Raw genomic sequence first — 23,962 nt, forward strand, 5'->3', positions numbered from 1 at the left:
TCCGGACACTCCCTTTTGGAAGAGATATCTTGTCCGGACATCCTAATAAGCACCCTATAAGGCAGTCCCGTCACCATACTGGTGATGCGGGAACTGCCTCTTAATTTGTGCCTTTATCAAGCTGGTCAATAATGGCCTGTGCAACGGCTGCCGATGACAGGTGATTTTGTCCTGTGATAAGACGCCCATCAATCTCTACATGGGGGACATTTCTTTCTGCATGGCGAAAATCGCCGCCGTGGGCGCTGATGGTTTCAGTAATCTTAAATGGAAACGCCAAATAATATTCTGCGTCTTGCCGTTCAAATGCATCAGGGTAGCCACTAACACGCTTGCCGGATACAAGATACGAACCATCCTTTTCCTTTAGAAAGGCAATACCAGCCGTACCGTGACAGACCGAGGATATGATGCCCTTATTCTGTTCGTAAACATGCATGGCAATCTTTTGAATGTGCGCATTATCAGCCACCCCGTACATAGCGTTCCCGCCACCAACATAGTGCACTGCCTGATATTTACCCGCGTCAATTTGATCGGGGGACGCTGTATCGGACAGACGCGCCATCAAATCTTTGTCGTACAAATAGTCTTTTTGAATTGTCTCTGATGTATTGATGTAGGCCAGCGGAATGGCACCCCCCGTAGGCGTTACGAAATCAACAGCGTAACCTGCCTTTCGGAAAACATCATAAGCCTTCACTATCTCGGCAAAGCTGACGCCGGTCGGGCGGTTAGTATCGCCGTGATAATCCGCATTGGACATGATGAACAAGACCCGCCTGTCAGGAATAGTGCCTTCCAAAGCTGTCGCTGACTTACTGATGATTTTCCAGTCGCCCTCAATCTTCTTCAACAGGAACATATCAATATACTGTGTTCCCTGCGGAAATACGCTAATCGATGCCTTGGCCGTTGCAATATCATTCTCGATATCAATTGAGATCACATCCCCCACCCGGCGGCTGTCACCTGTGCGCGAGCTAAACCAGGATGCATAGTCCTCTGGTGCCACCAGCCAAACTGGCTTGTCATCACGCGCCAGATACAGGGTTGCCTCGGGGTGAAAGGCATCTTTGACCCGGTCAGGCTGATAGGTTGCAGTGCCTTCGATATAGTCGATCAAAGTTTCGCGGATCGCTGCCCGGTCATCACTTGCACTGATCGCCGGTGATAGAAATGCCAGCGCCGTTATGGCCACCATCCAGATTTTTTGTAACGTCATGATTAATTCCTCCTGTCGCATGTCGTTCGCGCAGACAGTGCCCATAGCAACGTTTGCCGACCATACGGCGGAGGATTTTCGGACTACGGTTTTATGATTTCGTAGTCAGGAAGGGCCTGTTTCCCGGAACGCGGCCGGGGTCATCCCTTTGTGCTTTTTAAACGCAGTATAGAATGTAGACAGCGAATTATAGCCACACGCTTCTGCGATAGTTTCAATGTTCTGGGCAGGTTGGCGATGCAGCATGTCGCAAGCCCGCCCAATCCGGTGTGCATTTATAAAATCATTAAAAGATGTCTGCCGGTGTTTATTCAGAAAACGCGATACTGTCGCTGAAGGCAGTCCAAGTTTTTTGGCGACCACCGTCAAACTGATGGTGGGCATGAGGAAAAAGTCAGTGTCTTTCTCCAACGCCTGTAATCTTGCCTCAATGTCAGCCGCTTCATCCGCAGACAAAGCAGAAGCTGCCGTGCCTTGCCCTAATGTCTGTTTGGGCTGCCTGGAGACCAGGAAACATAACAGGGTCAACACTAGCACCAGTGAAAAGCTCAGCGCCCCCATGATATAGGACGTATAGGACGCCGTGAAAAAGGCGGTCCAGATCAGCCAGTTGCCCAAAAGGGTAGCCAATGCAATTTGTTCATCTGCTGATGTCCAGGTCCTGTTACCTAAATACGCCCTGACCACACCGTACATGCGCTGGGAGGCAAGCACCAAATAGATCAACCAGACAATATTAACGACCTTATATATCAAGCCACCCCATAGGTCCGGGTATGTTTGATAGGGCCAAACAATACCCACAATCAGCACAAGGGCCAAATGAATGGATAGGTGCATACGCCATCCGCGCCACTGTTCCGGCGACTGATGCTGCACCGACATTATATAGGAATATAAAAAAGGACCGATCAAATAGCAGGCGGACAGCCCGACCTGCAACCAAACGCGAGAAAGGTCCGGGTCAAAATAAAACAGCACCGATTTGAAAATACGAAAGCCGAGCGCAATCAGCATGCCTGCCAGAAATTTCCGCGCAAAGTTGCCGTCGCTACGACAAAACAGCCATAGCGCTAAAAGTATCGCATTCAGCGCCCCCAGTGCACTGAAGGTAAATAAGAGATAACTGGAAAGCTCCATAACCCTGCTCGCATCACCGTGAATACCCCGCTACCAGATTAATCACTCAGATGGAAGTGCTGCAAGAGCTTCCTTCGTTTAGCTGTTACTTCAATAGTGAAAAGATATGATAAAATATGTCGGCCAAGTTTGGCGCAAATGGTTTGTCAGGACGCCCGTAATGACCAGTTATAGCGAATAGCAAGGGCGCGCACACTAAAGGCAAGCAGCACTGCAATCAATATACGCGTGGACGCTTCCAGTGTCTCTGGCATCAAAACAAAGGTACCCGCGCCGACAAGCGCCGCCGTGATATATATTTCCTTATGGAACAACACGGGAATTTCGTTGCAGATAATATCCCGCACAATCCCGCCAAAGGTTGCGCTCATGGCACCAAACAAGACTGCAATGAACGGGTGTGCGCCGTAATCAACAGCCTTCGATGCACCGAGAACTGCGAACAAGGCAAGCCCCACAGCATCTGCCCAGATCAGAAGCGACAAACGCTTCCCGACAAGAAACCTCGACAGAAGTACCGTAATAATGGCGGCTCCAATACAAATAAAAATATCAGTGGGTTTTGTCACCCAGCCAACAGGCGTTGCCCCCAACAAAAGATCTCGCATCGTACCGCCGCCAACACCTGTTACACAGGCGATGAAGGCCACACCAACAATATCCATTTCCCGCCGCATAGCCTGCAGCGCTCCGCTGATTGCAAATACAGCAGTCCCAAGAAGCGATAAGGTCAAAAATATCATACTGGATGTCATGGCCCGACATTACTCTGCGCTCTGCACCGCGTCCAGCGTGAACACTGTGTCCAGGTAAAAATAGAAATAAAAACTACCCCAGAGCAAACAATAGTGAATAGCCTGCCATCAGGCGGTGTACGTCCTACTCTACCAGCGACACAAAGCGGGCAACCAGTTCCTCATTTGTCCAGTCATCCAAGGCGTCCCCCACCTGTATTTCAAACCGGCTTGCATTCGCGCCCGCATTCACAATCCGATCAAACAACCAGACTTTTTCTTTCTCTGCGATGGCCAATGCTTTTTTCTCAAGCAAGTCTGCAGCAATCGGCAGTTCTACCTGAAATCCACTACACTGAATTCCTTCAGGTAAAGCGTTTTCCCCGAAGGCTTGCCGGATACTGGCTGACAGGCTCAAGGCACTCTGATGGAATTCAGGAATCCTTGGCAGATAGTGATCAAGCCCCCAAAGCGCCGTTAACACATACGGAAAAGCCGTGAATAAATCTCCGCCCAGTCTGGTACGCCACGGCACAAGACTGTCTATGAAATCAGCATCCCCCGCGACGATACCGCCCGCGGCAGCCCCAAGCGTTTTATAAAGTGAAACATAAACAGAATCCGCCATTGCTGCGACTTCATCATAGGACTTACCGTAATAACAAGATGCCTCAAAAAGCCGTGCCCCATCAAAATGAAGCGGGATATTGCTTGCTTTAGAGAAATGTTTGAGCTGTTCCAGCACCTGCCAGTCAGGAAGTTTGAACCCTGCACGTCTGGTTGGCAGTTCCACCACGATGGACGATAGATCAGTGGACAACGCGGCGATATCCGCTTCATCCACCGCGTATCCCTCTTTGCCGAACATCACGGCCTCCAACCCAAGCAGTTCGCTGTAGGCAAGGGCTTCATCCACCTGCATGTGGGACTGTGGGTGGACGGCAATCCTTTTCTTGCCTGACTGTCTCGACCGGGACAGTAGAACGCTATGCTGGCCTACCATATCCTTATGGAAAAACAGCGCCTTCTCCCGCCCTAAAATATCTGCCATTTTTTGGTCCAGAATAGCAATCGCATGCCCCTGGCCATAAAAGTCTATATCCAGATCAACCTCGGGCACCCCTTGCATTCTACTGATCCACTGGCTGTGACTAAGCGGCTTATGCCGTGTGACAAATTTTTCACACTTTGCCATCAATGGATGCCCCAACAATATGCCGTGATACACGTAATTATCTCCTGATGATCGTCTTTAGACTATTGGCTGGCGAAACGGCGCCATCTCTGCTGCGCATACCCTAAATATCATTCGGCAGATTTGCCACCAGTATCTAGGGATAAACAAACCAAGGCTTCGGAATGCATTGGCTCAGGAGCGTGCTGATGCCAGTGATGAATTGGCGAATGAGCTGCAAACACTTGCAGCGTTAAGTGCTACCAGCAGGGTGTCGGCAGAAGCGAAGGAAGCGCTGACAGGATATCAGTCTGTTTTGATCTAAGGTACTGAGCATCAAGCTAATGCTGAAAGAACCATAGTAGGCATGTTTTTGAGCTGAACTATTCTCCTTAGCCAAGTTTTGGACACCGCACGTGAGTAGCCTATACCACACCTTAAAAGACCGTATGCCAGTCAACCAATGTCGGATCATTTCAACTCAAGAGCCAAAGGTGCTGATTCCGCAAAAAAAGCACTCATTCCTCGGTTTTCGCTTTTTCTTAGAGGTTGGTGGAAAAATCATCCATTGCTACAGCAAGAAAACAGGGATCAATGAAACAAATCTTGATCCCTGCAATCTACTCAGCCCAATCAATTTTTACCTACGTTAAATCGCACGCCTTCAAACCGCATTCCCGGTGACTGGCTGGCGTCTTCTCAGCCACATTACCAGCGCTAACAGAACCGCACATACAGCGAGGTGTAGTATTTTCGGATTGATCGTCTGAAAATTGGCAAACAACAGAAACCATAATACCAAGAATACACCCACTGCTTTTTCGCCAATATCTTTATCTCGTAAAATTGCCACCGCACCAAAAACAAGAGCAGCCCCCATTATCCAAAGATAAAACAGGTATCCAGTAGAAGAAAATGCCACAATCGAACTATCCGATTTGTCCGACATGAATTGCGCAACTTCATCAAGTGGTCCCGCAAATATGTCGAAGGTATAGAGGCCAATTTCCTGGCCCAGTAACAGACTGCCTACGATAAGGCGCATGCCGCCGTATAGCAGGAACAACACTCCAATGATCAGTACACCCTTTTTAGTCATAATATCCTCGCTTCGGTTTATTGTTTTAATTTATCGATCACTATTATTAACTTCACAATAGCACTATTGTCAACTTATTACTAGTGAAGCCAATCAAGTGATGCTATCGTCATGCTTAGTTTTATTGATTGATGGATGTGGCGTGACGAAAAACAATACGAGCTCGGCTAACGCAGAAGAGACACTCGAGCTGCAGAATAAGAAATTCAGGAAGGAACTGAATGCTGGCACATCTGCACTTATCTTGCTTAGCTTGCTGCGCAAGGCTGGCAAGCCGCTTTATGGGTATGAGATTTCCAAGCTTCTTGAGAAAAACGCATCCGACAAACAAGGCGCCATTTACCCGGTCTTAAGAAACATGGTTTCAAAGGGTCTTTTAGAGGTAGATGTTAAACCGTCTGACAGTGGCCCTCCCCGAAAGTATTTCAGTATCTCCCCTCTTGGCAGGACGGTCTTGCAGGAATGGATTAAAATCTGGGCTGAAACAAAAAATATCGTTGATTTTTCAATATCTGAAACACCGATCAAAAGTGATCAAGGCAATGACTGATACCAATAAAAGCATCCAAAACTACCTGAATGAGCTAACGGCAGAGCTTGCCGGTCAAGATCCCGCACTAGTGCAGGATGCGCTATATGATGCCGAACAACACTTTATCGCCGCTCTGGGTGATCCGGCAAACGATCAAACCAGCATTTCAGACATCATTGAGAAATACGGGCCAGCTAAAGACATAGCGCAATACTACTGCGACATTGAAGCCTCGGTTGACTTTGCGCTCCACGGTGCGCGAGAGAGATCCCCCCAAAAAGATAGATTTGCGTTTTTCACGATCTTAAAGGATGCAAGCGCCTATCAAGCCATTGCATTCAGTATTCTATCCCTGCCACTGGGCATCCTCTATTTTGCATGGACCGTATGGGTCGGCGTTATCAGCCTGGGAGCCAGCCTGCTTATAGTGGGCATGCCATTCTTCCTGTTATATCTGAAATCCATGTCCTACTTTTCATTGTTCGAAGGCAGGTTAATTGAAAATATGCTTGGCGAACGCATGCCGCGAAGGCCATTTCTTACCCGGCACTATGAGGACAAGCCAATGAAAGAGCGGATTTCCCTTCTGATCAAGAATAGGCGTGTATGGTCATCAGCGCTGTATCTTGCCCTTAAGCTGCCACTGGGTATGGCTGTTTTCACGCTTGGGGCGATACCCGCCCTTATGTCATTCGCTCTTATTCTGTCACCGATCGTCGACCCATTGTTGCATTCGCTGGATCCGACATTCACGATCGACATTGATTTTTACTGGGCGCCCCTTAGCATACCTGCAGGCATTTTAGGACTGGTGGTCACTCTGCATCTGACCAAATTTCTGGCAAAGTTACAGGCAAATCTTGCGAAATCTATGCTGGTGTAGAACCTCGACGGACCACACTTTGAAACTTTATGAGCACTCTAGCGTGTTAATAAAATTATAGTGTTGTGAGGGGCATATGGTGGTCGGTATTGGGTTCGAACCAACGACCTCATCGATGTCAACGATGCGCTCTACCAACTGAGCTAACCGACCGTACCATATGGATGTGACCGCACATCTGCGCGATGAAAAGCTGTCTACACCGTCCCGCATTTGGGTTCAAGTCAAAAATACGCCTATTCACACTTGTATCATTTCGGGTCAAAAAAGAATAAGCGGTGACAAATTGTCGTAAAAAGTGTAGACAATTTTAATGGATAATTCGCAAAAAACAGGCTTTGCGCCAACGGCACTGCACAATGACCCGCAGGCAGAAGATACGGTTGATCCCTATATCGTCCGGCAATCGGTGAATAGCATAACACCTTTCCTGTTTACGGTCCCACACAGCGGCCGTCATTACCCGGCCAGGCTACTATCACGCAGTGCGCTTGGTGCCCATGACTTGCGGCGTAGCGAAGATGCCTTTGTTGACCTGCTCCTTGAAGATATTCCCAGCCTGGGCGGCCAGATGATCATCTCCAGGTATGCCCGCGCTTATGTTGACCTGAACCGGGCTGCGGACGAGCTGGACCCGACCATGTTTCATCCCCCCCTTGACGAAAAGACCAGCAACCGAACCATCCGCGTTCGTGGCGGTCTTGGCGTTATTCCGGCGATTGTCGCACAGGGTATCCATATTTATGATGACCCCCTACCCGCGCGGGAAGCGGACTATCGCCTGAATGAGATTTACCAGCCGTACCACAGTATGGTGGACACAACGCTGCAATCCCTGAAATCAAAATTTGGAAAAGCATACCTGATTGATTGTCATTCCATGCCGTCCGAAGCAACGGCCAAACGAAAATCCCGCGATACATGGTCCCCGATTGGTCGGGCAAGGTCAGGGCCCGACATTGTTCTGGGCGATGCATGGGGAGAAAGCTGTTCCCACCGTCTGTCCACCATAGCAGAGAATATGTTTGTGCAGGCTGGATTTAGCGTGCGGCGGAATATTCCGTATGCAGGCGGCTTTGCCACAAGAGTTTACGGCCAACCTCAAAAGGGCATTCATGCCTTGCAGATCGAGATCAATCGCAGCCTGTATATGAATGAAACCACGATCGAGCCTACACCGACTTTTCAGGAAGTACGGGCGCGCCTGACCAGTGTTTTAGCTGGCATTATGGGCACATTGGAAGCAGAACAACCCATCGCCGCAGAATAAGGCAATTGATAGGAACCAAACTCTCAAAAAAAAATGGCCACGCGGTTAAGCGTGGCCCAGGCTCAGGGAGGAAACGCCCACGGAGGGCATGATGAGAAGATCCCATCACAAAGTAACATAGAAGTTCACACCGTGAATTTCAAGATTACATTACTCACGATTCCTTGAAAAAACCTTAACCGTAGACGTTTTCAGCACCAAAAAACGCATTTTATGGTGTTTTTAGCACTGCACGTGATCAAGTACCCTTTGTTTGCCTGACGCGCCACTGGCAACCATGCATCATCCGGTTACACGCTCCTCGCCTCTAACAAATCTGTAATAAATCTCTCATGCCCTTGTCATGAAGCCCGGCAACACTCCCACCAGACGAAATACTGTGCCCCACTGGAAATACGGTGAGCACAGGACGGCGACCTTTAAGCAGAGCCAATTTATGACCAATATTTTCGCCAAAGAAGACTTCAGACCATTGTTGTCTTCCCTTACGGCAGACCCCGCGCAAAAATCACCACCCCCGAAGAAAGCGCGTAAAAGCAAACGCCACTACCGGGCGATATTTATTTCCGACACGCATTTAGGCACCAAAACCGCCCGCGCAGACTTGCTGCACGACTTTCTGAAGTCTGTTACCTGTGATCAGCTGTATCTGGTTGGGGATATCGTCGACGGATGGCGCCTGAAAAAAACCTGGTACTGGGACACTCTGCACAACGATATTATCAGACGCGTCCTGAAAATGGCCAAAACCGGGACAAAAGTAACTTATGTTCCCGGTAATCATGATGAAGGCCTGCGTGACTTCACAGGACACGACATGGCAGGCGTTATCCTTGAACGGGATGCAATTTATACTGACCTGGACGGCAAACAATATTGGGTGCTGCACGGGGACGAATTTGACGGCGTGGTGAAATATGCCAAATGGCTTGCCCATGTGGGTGACTGGGCCTACACGCTTTTGCTGAATCTGAACACAACCTTCAATGCTGTACGACGTGCACTTGGCTTGCCGTACTGGTCTCTTAGCGCCTACCTGAAACACAAAGTTAAAAATGCCGTGGAATATATCGGAAAGTTTGAAGAAGCGGTGGCAGATGAAGCACGCAGGCGCGGTATGGACGGGGTTATCTGCGGCCATATCCACCATGCAGAAATCCGGTCATTCGGCGGCATTACCTATATGAATGATGGCGACTGGGTCGAAAGCTGTACGGCATTGGTAGAACATTCACAAGGCGGCTTTGAAATCATTTATTATGCCAAAGAAGTCGCTCATGAAGAGGCTATCAGGGCGGAACGTAAAAAGCTGGCCAATGACAAAGAAAAACAGCGTATACGCGCACGCAAAAAAGCACCCATACCAAAGGCGACCATCACAGAGCCTGCAGAATAAACAGACTATGACAGGTGCAAGCGGTATGAAAATCTGCATTATCAGCGATGCCTGGCACCCACAGGTCAACGGCGTCGTCCGAACCCTGGACACCCTGCGTAAGAAATTACGCAAAGACGGACATAAAGTTCTGGTCATCTCCCCCGCTATGTTCAGAACCGTTCCCTGCCCTACCTACCCGGAAATCCGCCTGGCCATTGACTGTATCTGGAAGATGCCGGCCCTTCTAAAAAAATGGCAGCCAGATGCCATTCATATCGCTACAGAAGGCCCCTTAGGATGGTCTGCGCGTCGCTACTGCAGAAAAAGCCGCCTCCCTTTCACGACCGCATACCACACTGCCTTCCCCGAATATATTGAAGCCAGAACCCATCTCCCTGCCAAATTTTTCTATCCTGTATTCCGACGGTTTCATAATCAGGGCGCAGGTGTTCTGGTAGCTACACAAACAGTTCGGTCCCTTCTCGCCAGCAAAGGCTTTATCAATATAATCCCCTGGACCAGAGGGGTAGACACAGACCAGTTCAGGCCTACTGAGCAAGCACCCGCTGTACTGGACGATACTGCCGAAACTTCACCCCGTTCGTCTGCCCTTCTCCCCCGACTATTGTATGTTGGCCGGGTCGCCGTTGAGAAAAACATCGAAGCCTTTCTTGACGCCCCTGTCGAAGGTAAGAAAGTCGTTGTAGGTGATGGCCCCGCGCTGCACGCCCTTGCTAAAAAATATTCAGACGTAGAGTTTTTAGGCCCCTTATACGGCCATGACCTGTCGCGGGCATATTCTGCGGCAGATGTTTTTGTTTTTCCGTCCAAGACGGATACATTTGGACTTGTCATGATTGAAGCCTTAGCCTGCGGCACCCCTGTTGCAGCCTATCCTGTGCAGGGGCCACTGGATGTTGTTGGCTTCGACGGCACTGGGCCTTTCCCTGAGTGGGATAAGCCTGTTGCAGTACTGGATCATAATCTTGGAGCTGCGATTAAAACTGCACTGGCTATCCCGCGCCCGCACTGCACAGAGTTTGCCGCCCTCTATAGCTGGGATAACGTCAAGGATCAGTTTGTAGATGCCCTGCACCCAATTGCAGAACCACAAGAGTCCAGCAAAAAGGGCCGCCGCAGCGACCCTTTTCAGATCTCTCCGATTGAGTAGCTCTTACCAGATACGGACGCGGTCCTCTGGCTTCAGGTAAAGCTTATCACCTTCTTTCACGCCGAACGCTTCATACCATGCATCATGGTTCCGTACGGCCTGTGCACGGATCATGTCAGGCGCATGCGGGTCAGACTTCAGGCGCTGTAGTAGTGTTGCTTCCCGTACTTTTGACCGCCATACCTGCGCCCAGGACAGAAAGAAGCGCTGATCACCGGTCAGACCATTAATGACAGGTGCTTCCTTGCCGCCCAGACTAATTTTGTATGCGTGGTACGCCATCGCCAGGCCGCCGACATCACCGATATTCTCGCCCAGTGTGAAATTGCCGTCGACAAAATTCCCTTCAATGGGTTCATAAGCACTATACTGGTCAACCAGCATCTTGGTACGTTCCTCAAACCGGGCACGGTCTTCGTCTGTCCACCAGTTTGTCTGCACCCCCTTGGCATCAGATTTGGAACCCTGATCATCAAATCCGTGGCCCATTTCATGCCCGATAACGGCACCGATTGCCCCGTAATTGACCGCTGCATCAGCATTCGGATCAAAGAAAGGCGGTTTCAGGATAGCTGCCGGGAAAACAATCTCGTTAAACTGCGGGTTATAATAGGCATTCACAGTCTGCGGTGTCATGAACCATTCATCCCGGTCCGTTGGACGACCAAGTCGTGCAGCATCAACAGCATGAAAAAACTCCCGAACACGGGCACGGTTTCCAAACAGGTCGCCTGCCTTTATTTCCAACCCATCATAGCTGCGCCATTTATTCGGATAGGCAATTTTTGGATTGAAAGCCGCCAGTTTTTCCTGTGCTTTTTCCTTGGTTTCCGCGCCCATCCATTCCAGATCGTTGATACGCTGACCCAGTGCCAGACGCAGGTTTTCAACAAGCTCTTCCATCTGTGCTTTTGCTTCTGCCGGGAAATGCTGTTTGACATAAATCTGGCCCAGAGCCTCGCCCAGACTTTCTGTACCAGACAGCAGGCTTACACCGCGCTTCCAGCGCTCCCGTGGCTTGGGCTGTCCACCAAGTTCAGTACCGTAAAACTTGAAGTTGGCCGCATAAATTTCCTCTGACAATAGCGGCGCCGCATTGGAGATAGTGTGATATTTGACATAGGCTTTCCAGGTATCGAGGTCTTCTGAATTAATCAGCGCCACAATATCTTTCACTGCGCTGGGGTGCGAAACATTCAGTTCGTTTACCGCAAACCCTGAAGCAGCAAAAAAGGCGTTCCAGTCAAAACCTGCATATTCCTCTGCCATTTGATCCGCAGCAATTGGATTAAGGGTTTTATCGCGATTGCGACGATCTGCCCGTGGCCAGTGCGCCTCTGCAATCTTGGTTTCAAGCGCCAGAATTGCTTCTGCTTTTGCTGCTGCATCTGCCTCATCCGCAAAAGCCAGCATTTCAGCAATATGCGCCACATACGCCGCACGAATTTTCGTAAAACGTTCGGTGTCATCCAGATAATAATCCCGGTCCGGCAGGCCAAGACCAGCCGCGCTCATCGTATATTGATATTGGTCCGGGTTTAGGCGGTTAATCCCAATACCGCCGTAAAACGGGGATACAGTGTCTTCCAGAACTGAACGACCAAAAACCTCGGTCAGACCTGCCTTATCACTGATACCGTCAATCGCCTCCAGCGTTGGCATCAATGGCTTTATACCCAGCGCATTCAAAGTATCCGTATCCATGAAACTGGCATAATAATCACCGACCATTTGCTCGGCTGTACCGTCTGCGCCGCCAGCGGATGCAACCTCTTCAATGATTGCTTTTACCTGCTCCTGACTTTGATCATGAAGCTCATAGAATGAGCCATACACAGACTTGTCCTCTGGCATTTCGTAGGCGTCATACCATGTGCCGTTCGCATACATAAAAAAGTCATCGCCCGGGGTCACACTCTCGTTACGGTTCGAAAGTTCAATGCCAAAATCCCCTAAAACTGCTTTCTGAACAGATGCTTCCTGCATCTGCTCTGTTGCAGCTTTCTCTTCTGATACCGTTTCTGACGGGGTTCCGCACGCCGCAACCAACAGCGCCGATGCAGCAACAGACGCCTTCAACACGGATTTGATCATTTTAGTCCTCCCTATCCTGATCTCGTTTTTTTAATTGGATACAACTGAAACTATCGGATTAGAGAAAAATGTCAAAGGGGAACTAAATCCTTGCGTAGAGCCTGTTACAAGCGTATAAGCCCGGTCAAATTCAGAGATTATTCGGGCTTCGTTCAACCACGAAGCCTTTTATGTTAGGTAACACCATGTCAGACAGCCCCAAAACCTTAAGAAACGTTGCGATTATTGCGCACGTTGACCACGGCAAAACTACGCTCGTGGACAACCTTTTCAAACAAAGCGGAACCGTGCGTGACAATCAGCGCCTTGACGAACGTGCGATGGACAGCAACGACCTTGAGCGTGAACGCGGCATCACCATCCTGGCAAAATGTACCAGCGTTGTCTGGAACGATACCCGGATTAACATTGTTGACACCCCTGGCCACGCTGACTTTGGCGGTGAAGTAGAACGTATCCTGTCCATGGTCGACGGTGTTGTGTTGCTTGTTGACGCTGCAGAAGGCCCCATGCCGCAGACGAAGTTCGTCACCCAAAAGGCACTGGCACTGGGTCTGCGTCCGATCGTTGTTGTGAACAAAGTCGACAAACCGGACGGTAATCCGGATGCAGCAACCGACGCTTGTTTTGACCTGTTTGTCAATCTGGACGCCAGCGAAGACCAGCTTGATTTCCCAATTCTGTATGCTTCCGGTCGTGACGGCTGGTGCGTAGACAGCCTGGATGACCCGCGGGAGAACCTTAATCCGCTGTTCAGTAAAATTATTGAACACGTTCCTGCGCCAAAGCCTTTGGTCAATCAAGCAGAGGATAAGCCTTTCTCCATGCTGGCAACTCTGCTGGACCGCGACAATTTCATTGGCCGTGTTCTAACTGGCCGTATTGAGACGGGTCACATTAAAGTTGGCGACCCAATTCATGCACTGGGCATCACGGGCAAGGTTGTTGAAACCGGCCGTATTACAAAGCTCCTGTCCTTCCGTGGACTGGAGCGGGTGCCTGTTGAGGAAGCCCGTGCTGGCGACATCGTTGCGATTGCTGGCCTGCAGGTTGCCACCGTGGCTGATACAATCTGTGTACCTGAAGTAACAGTTCCTCTGAAGGCACAGCCAGTTGATCCGCCAACTCTTGCGATGACTTTCAGCGTAAATGACAGCCCACTGGCGGGCCGCGAAGGCAAGCATGTTACAAGCCGGGTTATCCGCGACCGTCTGCTTCGTGAAGCAGAAGGCAATGTGGCAATTAAAATCACAGAAACTGAAAACAAAGATGCCTTTGAAGTCGCAGGACGCGGCGAACTACAGCTTGGCGTTCTGATTGAAACCATGCGCCGGGAAGGCTTTGAACTTGCGATCTCCCGCCCACGCGTTCTGATGAAGCTGGACGAAAATTGCAAAAAACTTGAGCCTTATGAAACGGTTCAGGTTGATGTGGACGAAGCCTATCAGGGCACTGTTGTTGAGAAAATGTCCCTGCGCAAAGCGGAACTGACTGGCATGGTACCATCCGGTGGCGGCAAGGTTCGTCTGACCTTTGACGCGCCTGCACGCGGCCTGATCGGCTATCACGGTGAATTCCTGACAGACACACGCGGCACAGGCATTATGGCCCGTGTTTATGACCGCTACGACGCGTACAAAGGACCTATCACAGGTCGCCAGCGCGGCGTGTTGATCGCAACTGCACCGGGCAAGGCAGTTGCCTATGCACTGTTTAACCTTGAAGAGCGCGGCATCATCATGATCGAACCTGGTGATGAGGTTTACGAAGGCATGATCATCGGTGAAAACAGCCGTGACAATGATCTGGAAGTGAACGTACAGAAAGCGAAGCAGCTAACAAACATTCGCGCCGCCGGTAAAGACGATGCAGTCAAACTGACACCGCCACGCAAACTGCCACTGGAGGAAGCTCTGTCCTACATCAATGATGATGAACTGGTTGAAGTAACACCGGAGAGCATTCGCCTGCGTAAACGTTTCCTTCTGGCTCATGAGCGCAAAAAAGCAGCGCGTGCTGCAGAAGCATAAACCATAGAATAGTATCAGAGTAAAAAATTAAAGGCGCTGCATATTGTAGCGCCTTTTTCTTTAGGTGTATGGATTAAGCGCAAGCTGACGTAATTAGTCAGGAAGATCTAAAGCTTGATCCGCAAACGATTTTATACCGGTATCGACAACAGTTTCGTCCAAAACCAATACTTCTTCCTTATGCATCCCAACATACGTGCGTACAGCCTCCAGAATACGGGCCTGGCGTTCTTCTAGCGTGTCAGCTATCACGGTATTGATCACGGGCAGCCGAGATGCACATTCAGAATTTTTCCGGAACAGCATCCGCACATCAATCCCCGTTGTATCCGGTACAATAAGCTTGAATTTAATGCCCTGTGCGCCCGCTTCCATGTTGCGGGTATAGGAAGAAATATTATAGTCCCCAAACAATGCCATCAAAGCATCAAACTGGCCATTTGCCAGTTGGCGCAACCCCCGTTTGTAGGAGGCAACAAACACCACATCACCCGTTTCTCTCAGCTTCTCAATAGCCGTCTCGAATTCTTTAGCTGCCCTGATAATCGCTATCTTCTTACCAGACAGCCCTTCCGCTAAAATCCGGTCATAATCATCAGAGCGCACCAGATAAGAGAATGGCATTTCAAACCACGGCTCTGAATATAAATGTGTTTTCGCTCTATCCTCTGTCCAGACAGAATTGACAAGAATATCTACCTCACCGTTTTCAAACTGTGCGAGCAGACGGGGCCAGTATGTGTGATTTGCAAGCTGCGGCGCAATACCCGCTTGTGACAGCACTTCCATCCCTTCATCATAAATGATGCCTGTATGCATGCTACCGTCCTTGACACTGATACTATGCTCCCCCGGTGCAAACGCTACAACACAGGAAACAGTGCTGTCGTTCGCAAATGCGCTGGTCACGCTCAAAAAAGACAGACAGAATACAATTATGGATAGTTTATAGATTTGAATAGGACAAATAGAAGCCGGCACACTGTACCAGCTAGACTTCGATCGATCAGTGATCACATCGGTCTTCACTATCTGCGTCCCCAGAACAAGTTACCTATACATGTTCAATACACTATCTGCCCACCATTGATCTTGCAATCACTTCTTTCATGATCTCAGATGTGCCCGCATAAATTGTCTGCACCCGTGCATCCAGATAATAGCGAGAAATTGCATATTCCTTGGTATATCCATACCCCCCGAACAGCTGAAGACACTCATTCACTACTTCACACTGAATTTCCGTAGAGGTATATTTCAGGATAGCCGCCATTTCGGCGGTCATTTCATCTTTATCATAGGCCGCTTTACACTGATTATAATAGGCGCGGGCCAATTCCACCTTGGACTTCATATCTGCCAGCTTGAAACGCGTATTCTGGAAACTTGCGACTTTTGCGCCGAATGCCTTGCGCTCTGTGACGTATGCAATGGTTTCGGCCAGCGCACCATCGCACGCCCCAAGTGCAAGCGCTGCACACCCAAGGCGTTCGCGAGGCAGTTCATTCATCATATGGATAAAGCCCATACCCTCGGTTCCCAGAACACTATCCGCAGGCAACCGCACGTTCTCGAAGAACAGCTCGCAGGTATCGCTGGCATTCTGCCCGATCTTGTGAATGGCACCGCCGCGGGAAAAACCGGGCAAGGATGTATCCACAAGCATCAGGGAAATACCTTTTGCCCCTGCATTTCGGTCCGTTTTAGCCGCAACAAGCACCAGATCAGCGTGTAGTCCGTTGGTGATGAATATCTTGGAGCCATTTAAAACCCATTCATCACCGTCCCGGACCGCACTGGTCCGAATATTAGCCACATCACTGCCGGCACCCGGTTCTGTCATGGCGAGCGCGCCAACAACCTCACCTGTCCCCATCTTAGGGAGCCACGCGGCTTTCTGGGCATCTGTTCCCAAATTCATCAAGTAGGGCATAACAATGTTGGAATGGATATTATAGCTGGATGCAAATCCGCCGCAGTTCAGGCGCGACATTTCTTCAACGATCATCTGCGTCACTTCTGCGGGCGCACCTGATCCTCCATATTCTTCCAGGAGGTTCGCACCGAGAATACCTGCCTCTCCCAGCGTATTCCAAAGCTGGCGGTCAACAAGGCCCGCTTCTTCCCACGCTTCATAGAAAGGAAGAATCTCTTTTTCTATGACCTTAATGGTCATATCGCGAAACATGTCATAATCTTCTTGGGTAAACGTCATATCTGTAACCTTAACTCTGCAAACCAATCACATACCGAAGGGTCAAATTTCTATACTATTTTATACCATATTTCCATCTGAAACGTCATCCGCCTGCCCAACCCCCTATTAAACTTGAAATTACTTTGACGAATTCCCATCTTTTAAGCATAACAATAATTATGTGACATCGAGGAAACAGGAGACATCGATCATGCGCTTATTGCTCGCAATCTTTTTGCCCCCTTTGGTATTTTTTACAATTGGACGGCCATTTCAGGGTATTTTCTGTCTAATTCTAATGCTTACGCTTGTCGGATGGCCCGTTGCTGCCATCTGGGCAGTTTACAGCCTCAGCCAGTATAGAAACGATCAGCTACGTGACGAGCTGAGAGGCCGCTAATGCTTGCCGCCATCGTAACCGGAGGCCTTGCAGGCTTCCTTGCCGGGCATATTCTTCGCGGCAGGGGCTACGGCGTCATCGCTAATGTAGTTTTGGGTATTTTGGGCGGCGTTTTCGGCAACTTCCTGCTGGATTATGCTGGGGTTTCAACCACCGGCGTCATTGAAAGCATATATGCAGCCACATTTGGTGCAGTGCTAATCATCCTGATTTTCGGCAGCAGCAAAAAAAGCAATAATCAAGAAAATCAGCAATAACGAAAATGACACGCCTGATTAATCTGGGCGTGTCTTACCAATCTTTTCAACCGACCTTTCCCAGGCCCGGCATCTAAAACACTATGTCGCTGTAGCTTCTTACCCGTCAAAGACTGTAAACGGGTGTGTCCCGGCGCGGACCAAGGATAATTTCAGCCCCGGCTCGCAAAACACCGGCACGCGAAACCGCTGCATTCTGCCCAACATAGATTTGCTTATCGGGGCCTCGACGATATGAACCCAACATTTTCATGGGCTCTTTATCCTTTCTGAAAACCCCCGTCTCAGGGTCCGCTGTTGTCATCACACAGCGACTGCAGCCATACACAATGGTAATTTCAACATCCTCTGCACGGAAACTGGACCAATAATCCTCATCAAACGGAGAGGAAACACCAGACACATAGATGTTTGGCCGAAAATTCCGGACAGTGACCGGGCTATCAAGTCGGCTATTCATATCTTCAACCGATGCATCAGACAGAACAAGTAGCGGCATGGCGTCTGCATAGCTGGCCGGCACAAATGGATTGCCGTCCGATTGTCGGGAACTATTTTCAGCAAGTGTTTTCAGGCGTGCTTCCCTGCCAAGGAATTCACTGATCCAGTTGGCAGCGTCTTCACCACAGTCGCCCGACAAAATAGTATCATTCCAAACAGTAACAGGGACAGGTGCACTTTCATCTTCGCCGGGGTGTGCCGACACATGAAGCGTACCCGCAGGCCCTTTTATTTCCAGTCTATCAAAACCATCAACCCATCGCGGCTGAAGGGTTAAAAGCTTAGGATACTGTCTTGCGGTAATAAATTTGCCGTCTGGGCGCGTTACAACAAAACGGCGGTCTCCTTCTAAGCCGTTTTCATCGCAAAAGGCTGAAGGCACATCATATCCCGCCATCGACTTCACCGGATATAATGTTAGCTTTTCAATATGCATGTTATTGCCCCAACGTTTTTGCAGTTCCCGGAATACCGTTCACCTGACCGAATTGCTTTTTGTACAAGAATCTCTCAGGACTATAGCTGACTGCGTCCACACCAAAATCTGTCAAATCTTGAGGAAGTGGTGCCCCTTCCAACACAGCTGCCGCCGTTCTGGACCATGCTGGGCTGGTCTGTATTCCGAAACCACCTTGCCCGACGTTCCAGAAAAACGCTGGCATAGTAGTATCAAAACCAATAACCGGCTTTCGGTCCGGCGCAAAGGTTCGCAAGCCTGCCCATTTGTTTTCAATACGCTTTACAGGGATGCCCGTTGCTTCTTGAAAATGCTCGATACCTCTTGCCAGGTCTTCAATCTCGGGCTGAGCATCACAGGGTTGACTGGGTGTTTCATCGGCGGGTGATATCAAATATCCAATGCCTTCTGGCTTGAAATAAAAGGCCTCGTCAATATCAATGACAAGGGGCCAGTTCGGGTCAAACGGTAACCCACGGGGGCTGCCAACAACGGCAATCGACCGACGCATTGGCTGCAGACCAATCGCCGGAACGCCTGCACGCTCGGCAACAACATCGCCCCACGCGCCTGCTGCATTCACAAGTGTTTTCGCCTGCAGCGTATCCCCGTTAGTTTGTATGACCCAGTGGTCCCCAGTATACTCTGCTGACATAAACTGTGTACCGAACAGAAACGAAGCCCCCTTGCGGCGCACGTGACGGATATATCCCTGATGCAAGGATGCAACCTCAATGTCAGTGCAGTCATGGTCTAAAATGCCACCAATGATCCGTTCATTTTTCAAATGGGGGGCGCGTTTTTTTATTTCCTCGGCAGACAGCATCTGCGTCTCTGGCAAAACAGACTTAAGCTCTGCATAAAGGGAAGTCGCCTTGTCCTTCTGGTCGGCACCAAAAGGGTATAAGCAGCCGCGACGGTGCCCCAGAACCGGCCCAAAACCGTCAGGCGGGGAACGCAAAAACGATTTAGAAGCAGTGGTCAGAGGCTGGATCGCAACACCACCGTACGTTTCCGCATAAAATGCCGCACTGCGCCCGGTCGTATGGTATCCAGCCTGATCTTCCATATCGATCAAGGCAATTTTCGCAGAAGCCGGCAGGAAATATGCCAGTCCCGTTCCGGCAATGCCTGTTCCGATTATTAAATAGTCAAACATACTTTCATCCTTGCCCATTATGTGGTCTATAAAGCGCAAGATGGCAAGCCGGAATAAAGGGTGAATTTCATGACACAATTGCTAGATGTGAAAACTGCAGATGAATTGGCCGATTTTGCAGAAAAACTCGCGGATGCGGCATCAGACGTGACCATGAAATGGTTTCGCAAAAAAGTAGACATCGTCAATAAGGAAGATGAGCATTTTGACCCTGTGACTGTGGCTGACAGAGACGCTGAAACTGCCATTCGCGCCCTGATCGAGCAGCATTACCCTGATCACGGCATCATCGGGGAAGAACACGGTATAAAAGAAGCCAACAGCGCCTTCACATGGGTTCTTGATCCAGTGGACGGCACACGGGCTTTTATTTCTGGCCTGCCGACATGGGGCACACTTATTGCCCTTCTTTTTAACGGCATACCGGTTATTGGCGTCATTGAACAACCATACCTTCGGGAACGCTATGTGGGCAAGCCAGGCATTGCAACCCTGAACGGCGAGCCAATTACCACCAGACCATGCACCAGCCTGGCGGTGGCAACAATATCAACAACGGACCCGGCCCTGTTTCGCGGCAAAGATAAAGATGCTTTCATGCGCCTTTTGGACGCCTCCCGTCTGGTCCGCTACGGCATGGACTGTTACGCCTATGCCATCCTATCCTCTGGCTATATGGATGTGGTGGCGGAAACCGGACTCCAGATTTATGATATGATGGCGCTTATCCCGATTATTCGCGGTGCAGGCGGTATTGCTGTCAGCTGGACAGGAGCCGAAAACCCGGGCGAGGATGGCACTTTGCTTGCTTTAGGTGATTCTGCTTTATACCGTGACACCTTAGACCTTCTAAGGCATTAATAGAGCGAACGCCACTACAGACTCTTATCTAACTTGTAATATACTACCAGCGGGCATCGAATGACCGCATAATGTGCGCATCCTGTTTACAATCACAACCATGTCAGAGAAAATATGTGGGCGATTAGGTCGCTTATAATTAGGTAGGCATAGTTTATGCGCAGCATACTATCATTCATTGTTGGTTTCATTTTCCTTAGCCAAACCGCATGGGCCAATGATCTGCAAGTGATCGCCGTTGAATATCCGCCATATACTACTAGCAAGTCGCCATCAGGAGGCCTCAGCTTTGACCGGCTTAACAGCTTTATAACCAGCAAAGGTCTTCCAATACAGGTAGATGCCCTTATCCTGCCGCCTGGCCGCCTGCAGCTTTGTCAAGAACGGGGAGAATGGTGTGCAGCATTTTATCCCCCACCGGAAAATCAGCACGAAAACGTGCGACTTATCGAACTGGGGGAGAAAGTATTGCTGGGTCTGTATCGCCTGAAAGAGGAAACACCCTTTACCTGGCAACATCTAGAAGACCTGAAAGGTAAACATGTTGCCATTATGCGGCAGGATAAAAATAGTCGCTTTAATCAGGCATTACTGGAAGCCGGTATCCATTTAATGTCAGTGGAGTCAAATATGAACAGTTTCAGGCTGGTCCTAAATGGCAGGGCCGATTACGCATTCGGCGATAATCTCTCGCTTGAAAGCACCCCGCTATCATCTGATGACAAAGCGCGCTTGCAATTCTCAGAAACAAAGCTGATGGAAGTGAATATCGGCATGTTCATCAATTCAGAATGTCCTGAAATTGCCCCTTTCCTCCCTTATGCAACGAACACCAGTGAATATTGGACCCTTCGCCCGGAATAACTATAGAGTGTTCTATTGCTCGGGCCAAAAACGACCCTCCTGAAGAACTAAACACCCATCTCCACATCAAGCTCCATAAACGGTAGGATATAGGACCAGATTTCAGACCGTACCGCGTCTGTTTCCTTCAGCATTTCATGCTTTGCATTCGCAATGACCTGAAAGTCGCAGTGTGGTAGCCGTGCAGCAAAATTTGTCATTGCTTCATTGTCAACGATCTCGTCCTCTGCAGCCTGCAGCATCAAAACAGGTGTGTTAATCGCTTCGGCATACCCAGCTGCATTCAGCGTGTCTGTTGATGCAAGCGCCTCAACAATCCAGCGGTAGGTAGCCCCGCCCACCGCCAGGTTTCTGTCTTGGTTAAATATAAAATGATCTTCGTCCTTAAAGCGTTCGTCGTCATGGGTTAATTTCTTGCGCCACCCCCAACGCCCCGTCTTGAAAGCCGTGTGGCCAGGCACATAAGAATGCCCCCACCCAAGCTTCACCATCAGTGCCGGAAGCCCTCTGAACAACCAATCAGGTAAACCACCGCGTGCGATTCGCACCATCGGTGAGATGGTAACAGCACGGGCAACCATACTCCCGTGATCATGGAGAAAACGCAACGTCACATGACTGCCTGCCGAGTGTGCCATAAGGGTAAAGGGCTTTGGCATCCCTGCTGCGCTGAGAGCTTCAAGCACAGCTTTCACATCCTTAATATGCGGGTCGAAACTGGATAAATAATGCTTATCCCGGTCAGGGTCTTCGCGGTAACTTAATCCCTGACCACGCAGGTCAAGTCCTGCTACAGCAAACCCCAATTTATGCCATAAGTGCATGTCTTCATAGAATTTTTCAATAAATTCCGTGCGGCCGGGAAGAAATACAACAGTGCCTTTGGTTGCACTAGCTTGCCCCGCATACCCCATACGCAAATCGGCACCATCAAATGTTTTGATATACCGTGTGATAAATCCTTCGGGCGGTTGCAGGCGATTATCCTTAGCGTTCTGCATCCACTGTTTCATACCCATGCCCCGCACTCCCGACTACCGTTGAAAGATGGTTAAAATTTTATTCATCCATATACGAAATGACAAAGAATTTGCTATAGTCTATAGTACTTAGGCACATGTATCGAGTATTTGTTTGGCCAGCAAAAATATAGACATAGACGGGTCAAATCTGATGAAAAAAGAAATTTTATCTTCACTGTCACGACGAATCAAAGAAAATGATTCCGGAAGTATGATGACAATGACTGCATTTATAATGCCGGTTTTGATCGGCTTTATGGGTGTCGCTGTTGACATTAGTAACTGGTATTTGGAGAAGCGCGAAATGCAGTCTGTTACAGACATGGCAGCCATGGAAGCCGCGCACCTTCAGAATTATTATGACACGAATGAAGAAATCAAAACTGCTGTCAAGGCTTGGCTGGCAGATAAGGGGATTAATTCTGGCACTGATCAAGTAACCATCAACATCCCACCATCTTCTGGCAAATATAACGGCCTGAATGGTTTCGCCGAGATTCTAGTCGATAGAGATGAAGCGCTCTATTTTTCATCGGCCTTTTTTGCCCTGTTCAGTGGTGAAAACTTTGATGTTGAAGTTAGCACCCGTGCGGTAGCCGGAGGTATAGACCCAGGCGGGAATGCCTGTGTCGTCGCGTTCAATACAGCGGAACCTGGTGCCCTTGATTTTAGTGGTAATGCAGGCGTAGATGCCGAATGCGGCATCGCCACAAACAGCAACCACCTCCAGTCTATTGAGGTTGGTGGCACATCCGACGTCCTGGTTACTGACGTTTCCACTGCTGGCGATATTTACGAGTTCGGAAATGGCAATCTTTCCCTACATGATGAGCAAAGTGGTTCGGTCAGCACATTTGCACCAGATTTTGAAGACCCTTTTGAAGATTTACCCTTTCCGTCGAATCAGGGCTGTGATCATGCAGGAACAGTTTCCCCGCATAAAAACGGCAGCGTCGAAGACCGTACGCTGGAACCCGGTGTATACTGCGGTGGTATTGATATAGGGTCCGGTGTTGATATTCTACTGAAACCCGGCGTCTATTTTATTCAGGGAAGTGACCTGGAGATGCAGGGTAACATGTCAATCGACACAACGGGTTATACCGGCTCTGATCCAGGTGTATCTTTCATTTTCACACAGGATAGTGGCGGCAATGTTGGCACTATCAGCAAGTGGAATGCCCAAGCTTCAGTTAACCTGACAGCGAAAAATTCCGGCGATTATGCGGGACTAATTTTTGCGCAGGACCCGGCAGCAGGCGATAATGATGTTCACATCAATGGTGGGGCCAACACTATTATTGACGGTGCTTTGTATCTGCCCAAAGGCGACCTGAAATTCAATGGCAACTCCAGCAATGATGGATGTTTGCTGCTGTATGCCGACACCATTGAGTTTACTGGTACGAATGATGTCAATATTGATATGGACGAAACGTTTTGTGAAGATCTGGGACTAAGCTCCGCGATCATTGGCTTGTCAAACCCCCGCGTAATACATCTGGTGGAATAAT

The 23,962-nt window shown here is 49.4% G+C and carries 23 protein-coding genes and 1 tRNA gene; 12 read left to right on the plus strand and 12 right to left on the minus strand.

Annotated features, from left to right (window positions below; genetic code table 11):
- Positions 1-100: 100 nt before the first annotated feature.
- From IE181_RS00495 to IE181_RS00510, 4 genes are all read right to left on the minus strand, one after another.
- Positions 101-1,225, minus strand: a complete 1,125-nt coding sequence (locus IE181_RS00495; RefSeq protein ID WP_191249607.1) for a nuclear transport factor 2 family protein — start codon at positions 1,223-1,225, stop codon at positions 101-103.
- Between the two features lie 105 nt (positions 1,226-1,330).
- The gene (locus IE181_RS00500) at positions 1,331-2,365 is read right to left on the minus strand and encodes a helix-turn-helix domain-containing protein (protein WP_191249608.1); all 1,035 of its coding nucleotides are present in this window, start codon (positions 2,363-2,365) and stop codon (positions 1,331-1,333) included.
- 146 nt (positions 2,366-2,511) lie between these two features.
- Positions 2,512-3,108 carry a trimeric intracellular cation channel family protein gene (locus IE181_RS00505; protein WP_191249609.1) on the minus strand — a complete coding sequence of 199 codons (597 nt, stop codon included), beginning with the start codon at positions 3,106-3,108 and terminating at the stop codon, positions 2,512-2,514.
- 136 nt (positions 3,109-3,244) lie between these two features.
- Complete coding sequence (locus tag IE181_RS00510) at positions 3,245-4,327, minus strand: beta-eliminating lyase-related protein (protein ID WP_191249610.1); 1,083 nt, start codon at positions 4,325-4,327, stop codon at positions 3,245-3,247.
- A gap of 136 nt (positions 4,328-4,463) precedes the next feature.
- Here IE181_RS00510 and IE181_RS14670 point away from each other — a divergent pair, with 136 nt between their 5' ends.
- The gene (locus IE181_RS14670; RefSeq protein WP_268245722.1) at positions 4,464-4,598 is read left to right on the plus strand and encodes a hypothetical protein; all 135 of its coding nucleotides are present in this window, start codon (positions 4,464-4,466) and stop codon (positions 4,596-4,598) included.
- 339 nt (positions 4,599-4,937) lie between these two features.
- Here IE181_RS14670 and IE181_RS00515 read toward each other — a convergent pair whose 3' ends face one another.
- Positions 4,938-5,372, minus strand: coding sequence for a hypothetical protein (locus tag IE181_RS00515; RefSeq protein WP_191249611.1), 435 nt, complete (start codon positions 5,370-5,372; stop codon positions 4,938-4,940).
- Positions 5,373-5,514: 142 nt separating this feature from the next.
- Between IE181_RS00515 and IE181_RS00520 the strand changes: the two genes are divergently transcribed.
- Positions 5,515-5,922 (plus strand): PadR family transcriptional regulator, encoded by a 408-nt coding sequence (locus IE181_RS00520; RefSeq protein WP_229819034.1) that lies wholly within the window; start codon positions 5,515-5,517, stop codon positions 5,920-5,922.
- The gene (locus IE181_RS00525) at positions 5,915-6,787 is read left to right on the plus strand and encodes a sensor domain-containing protein (RefSeq protein ID WP_191249612.1); all 873 of its coding nucleotides are present in this window, start codon (positions 5,915-5,917) and stop codon (positions 6,785-6,787) included. Before IE181_RS00520 ends, IE181_RS00525 begins: the two co-directional genes overlap by 8 nt.
- A gap of 77 nt (positions 6,788-6,864) precedes the next feature.
- On the opposite strand, the gene IE181_RS00530 is transcribed toward IE181_RS00525, so the two are convergent.
- Positions 6,865-6,940: transfer RNA gene (locus IE181_RS00530), tRNA-Val, on the minus strand.
- A gap of 160 nt (positions 6,941-7,100) precedes the next feature.
- Here IE181_RS00530 and IE181_RS00535 point away from each other — a divergent pair.
- From IE181_RS00535 to IE181_RS00545, 3 genes are all read left to right on the plus strand, one after another.
- Positions 7,101-8,057, plus strand: a complete 957-nt coding sequence (locus IE181_RS00535; RefSeq protein ID WP_191249613.1) for an N-formylglutamate amidohydrolase — start codon at positions 7,101-7,103, stop codon at positions 8,055-8,057.
- Positions 8,058-8,493: 436 nt separating this feature from the next.
- Complete coding sequence (locus IE181_RS00540; RefSeq protein WP_191249614.1) at positions 8,494-9,453, plus strand: UDP-2,3-diacylglucosamine diphosphatase; 960 nt, start codon at positions 8,494-8,496, stop codon at positions 9,451-9,453.
- Positions 9,454-9,460: 7 nt separating this feature from the next.
- Complete coding sequence (locus tag IE181_RS00545) at positions 9,461-10,606, plus strand: glycosyltransferase family 4 protein (RefSeq protein WP_229819035.1); 1,146 nt, start codon at positions 9,461-9,463, stop codon at positions 10,604-10,606.
- 3 nt (positions 10,607-10,609) lie between these two features.
- Here IE181_RS00545 and IE181_RS00550 read toward each other — a convergent pair whose 3' ends face one another.
- Positions 10,610-12,700 carry a M13 family metallopeptidase gene (locus IE181_RS00550; RefSeq protein WP_191249615.1) on the minus strand — a complete coding sequence of 697 codons (2,091 nt, stop codon included), beginning with the start codon at positions 12,698-12,700 and terminating at the stop codon, positions 10,610-10,612.
- Positions 12,701-12,885: 185 nt separating this feature from the next.
- Here IE181_RS00550 and typA point away from each other — a divergent pair, with 185 nt between their 5' ends.
- Positions 12,886-14,730 carry a translational GTPase TypA gene (typA, locus tag IE181_RS00555; protein ID WP_191249616.1) on the plus strand — a complete coding sequence of 615 codons (1,845 nt, stop codon included), beginning with the start codon at positions 12,886-12,888 and terminating at the stop codon, positions 14,728-14,730.
- 93 nt (positions 14,731-14,823) lie between these two features.
- Here the strand turns inward: typA and IE181_RS00560 are convergent, their stop codons facing one another.
- Positions 14,824-15,639: a transporter substrate-binding domain-containing protein gene (locus tag IE181_RS00560; RefSeq protein ID WP_191249617.1), complete on the minus strand. Its 816-nt coding sequence runs from the start codon at positions 15,637-15,639 to the stop codon at positions 14,824-14,826.
- A 163-nt stretch (positions 15,640-15,802) separates the two neighbouring features.
- Entirely contained in the window at positions 15,803-16,945 is a 1,143-nt protein-coding gene (locus IE181_RS00565) for an acyl-CoA dehydrogenase family protein (protein ID WP_191249618.1), read from the minus strand.
- A 193-nt stretch (positions 16,946-17,138) separates the two neighbouring features.
- Here IE181_RS00565 and IE181_RS00570 point away from each other — a divergent pair, with 193 nt between their 5' ends.
- Together IE181_RS00570 and IE181_RS00575 are read left to right on the plus strand one after the other, a co-directional pair.
- Positions 17,139-17,327 carry a YqaE/Pmp3 family membrane protein gene (locus tag IE181_RS00570; protein WP_191249619.1) on the plus strand — a complete coding sequence of 63 codons (189 nt, stop codon included), beginning with the start codon at positions 17,139-17,141 and terminating at the stop codon, positions 17,325-17,327.
- On the plus strand, positions 17,327-17,584 hold the full coding sequence (locus IE181_RS00575; RefSeq protein ID WP_191249620.1) for a GlsB/YeaQ/YmgE family stress response membrane protein: 258 nt from the start codon (positions 17,327-17,329) through the stop codon (positions 17,582-17,584). Before IE181_RS00570 ends, IE181_RS00575 begins: the two co-directional genes overlap by 1 nt.
- Before the next feature lie 106 nt (positions 17,585-17,690).
- On the opposite strand, the gene IE181_RS00580 is transcribed toward IE181_RS00575, so the two are convergent.
- A complete protein-coding gene (locus tag IE181_RS00580) occupies positions 17,691-18,521 on the minus strand; it encodes an MOSC domain-containing protein (protein WP_191249621.1) in 831 nt (276 codons plus the stop codon).
- A 1-nt stretch (position 18,522) separates the two neighbouring features.
- Entirely contained in the window at positions 18,523-19,701 is a 1,179-nt protein-coding gene (locus IE181_RS00585) for an NAD(P)/FAD-dependent oxidoreductase (protein ID WP_191249622.1), read from the minus strand.
- 69 nt (positions 19,702-19,770) lie between these two features.
- Here IE181_RS00585 and hisN point away from each other — a divergent pair, with 69 nt between their 5' ends.
- Both hisN and IE181_RS00595 read left to right on the plus strand, forming a co-directional pair.
- Complete coding sequence (gene hisN / locus IE181_RS00590) at positions 19,771-20,562, plus strand: histidinol-phosphatase (RefSeq protein WP_191249623.1); 792 nt, start codon at positions 19,771-19,773, stop codon at positions 20,560-20,562.
- 156 nt (positions 20,563-20,718) lie between these two features.
- Positions 20,719-21,426 (plus strand): transporter substrate-binding domain-containing protein, encoded by a 708-nt coding sequence (locus tag IE181_RS00595; RefSeq protein WP_191249624.1) that lies wholly within the window; start codon positions 20,719-20,721, stop codon positions 21,424-21,426.
- 47 nt (positions 21,427-21,473) lie between these two features.
- Here IE181_RS00595 and IE181_RS00600 read toward each other — a convergent pair whose 3' ends face one another.
- Positions 21,474-22,445: an alpha/beta fold hydrolase gene (locus IE181_RS00600; protein WP_191249625.1), complete on the minus strand. Its 972-nt coding sequence runs from the start codon at positions 22,443-22,445 to the stop codon at positions 21,474-21,476.
- Positions 22,446-22,662: 217 nt separating this feature from the next.
- On the opposite strand from IE181_RS00600, the gene IE181_RS00605 reads away from it, so the two are divergent.
- The gene (locus IE181_RS00605) at positions 22,663-23,961 is read left to right on the plus strand and encodes a pilus assembly protein TadG-related protein (RefSeq protein WP_268245730.1); all 1,299 of its coding nucleotides are present in this window, start codon (positions 22,663-22,665) and stop codon (positions 23,959-23,961) included.
- Position 23,962 lies beyond the last annotated feature (1 nt).

Source organism: Kordiimonas sediminis (genome assembly GCF_014656395.1).
Lineage (GTDB): Bacteria > Pseudomonadota > Alphaproteobacteria > Sphingomonadales > Kordiimonadaceae > Kordiimonas_A > Kordiimonas_A sediminis.

Bases quoted from the DNA above. Each gene is read 5' to 3' on its own strand.
- IE181_RS00495 (WP_191249607.1), bottom strand. From the start codon at position 1,225: ATGACGTTACAAAAAATCTGGATGGTGGCCATAACGGCGCTGGCATTT.
- IE181_RS00500 (WP_191249608.1), bottom strand. From the start codon at position 2,365: ATGGAGCTTTCCAGTTATCTCTTATTTACCTTCAGTGCACTGGGGGCG.
- IE181_RS00505 (WP_191249609.1), bottom strand. From the start codon at position 3,108: ATGATATTTTTGACCTTATCGCTTCTTGGGACTGCTGTATTTGCAATC.
- IE181_RS00515 (WP_191249611.1), bottom strand. From the start codon at position 5,372: ATGACTAAAAAGGGTGTACTGATCATTGGAGTGTTGTTCCTGCTATAC.
- IE181_RS00525 (WP_191249612.1), top strand. From the start codon at position 5,915: ATGACTGATACCAATAAAAGCATCCAAAACTACCTGAATGAGCTAACG.
- IE181_RS00535 (WP_191249613.1), top strand. From the start codon at position 7,101: ATGGATAATTCGCAAAAAACAGGCTTTGCGCCAACGGCACTGCACAAT.
- IE181_RS00540 (WP_191249614.1), top strand. From the start codon at position 8,494: ATGACCAATATTTTCGCCAAAGAAGACTTCAGACCATTGTTGTCTTCC.
- IE181_RS00545 (WP_229819035.1), top strand. From the start codon at position 9,461: ATGACAGGTGCAAGCGGTATGAAAATCTGCATTATCAGCGATGCCTGG.
- IE181_RS00550 (WP_191249615.1), bottom strand. From the start codon at position 12,700: ATGATCAAATCCGTGTTGAAGGCGTCTGTTGCTGCATCGGCGCTGTTG.
- typA (WP_191249616.1), top strand. From the start codon at position 12,886: ATGTCAGACAGCCCCAAAACCTTAAGAAACGTTGCGATTATTGCGCAC.
- IE181_RS00565 (WP_191249618.1), bottom strand. From the start codon at position 16,945: ATGACGTTTACCCAAGAAGATTATGACATGTTTCGCGATATGACCATT.
- IE181_RS00570 (WP_191249619.1), top strand. From the start codon at position 17,139: ATGCGCTTATTGCTCGCAATCTTTTTGCCCCCTTTGGTATTTTTTACA.
- IE181_RS00575 (WP_191249620.1), top strand. From the start codon at position 17,327: ATGCTTGCCGCCATCGTAACCGGAGGCCTTGCAGGCTTCCTTGCCGGG.
- IE181_RS00580 (WP_191249621.1), bottom strand. From the start codon at position 18,521: ATGCATATTGAAAAGCTAACATTATATCCGGTGAAGTCGATGGCGGGA.
- IE181_RS00585 (WP_191249622.1), bottom strand. From the start codon at position 19,701: ATGTTTGACTATTTAATAATCGGAACAGGCATTGCCGGAACGGGACTG.
- hisN (WP_191249623.1), top strand. From the start codon at position 19,771: ATGACACAATTGCTAGATGTGAAAACTGCAGATGAATTGGCCGATTTT.
- IE181_RS00595 (WP_191249624.1), top strand. From the start codon at position 20,719: ATGCGCAGCATACTATCATTCATTGTTGGTTTCATTTTCCTTAGCCAA.
- IE181_RS00600 (WP_191249625.1), bottom strand. From the start codon at position 22,445: ATGGGTATGAAACAGTGGATGCAGAACGCTAAGGATAATCGCCTGCAA.
- IE181_RS00605 (WP_268245730.1), top strand. From the start codon at position 22,663: ATGACAATGACTGCATTTATAATGCCGGTTTTGATCGGCTTTATGGGT.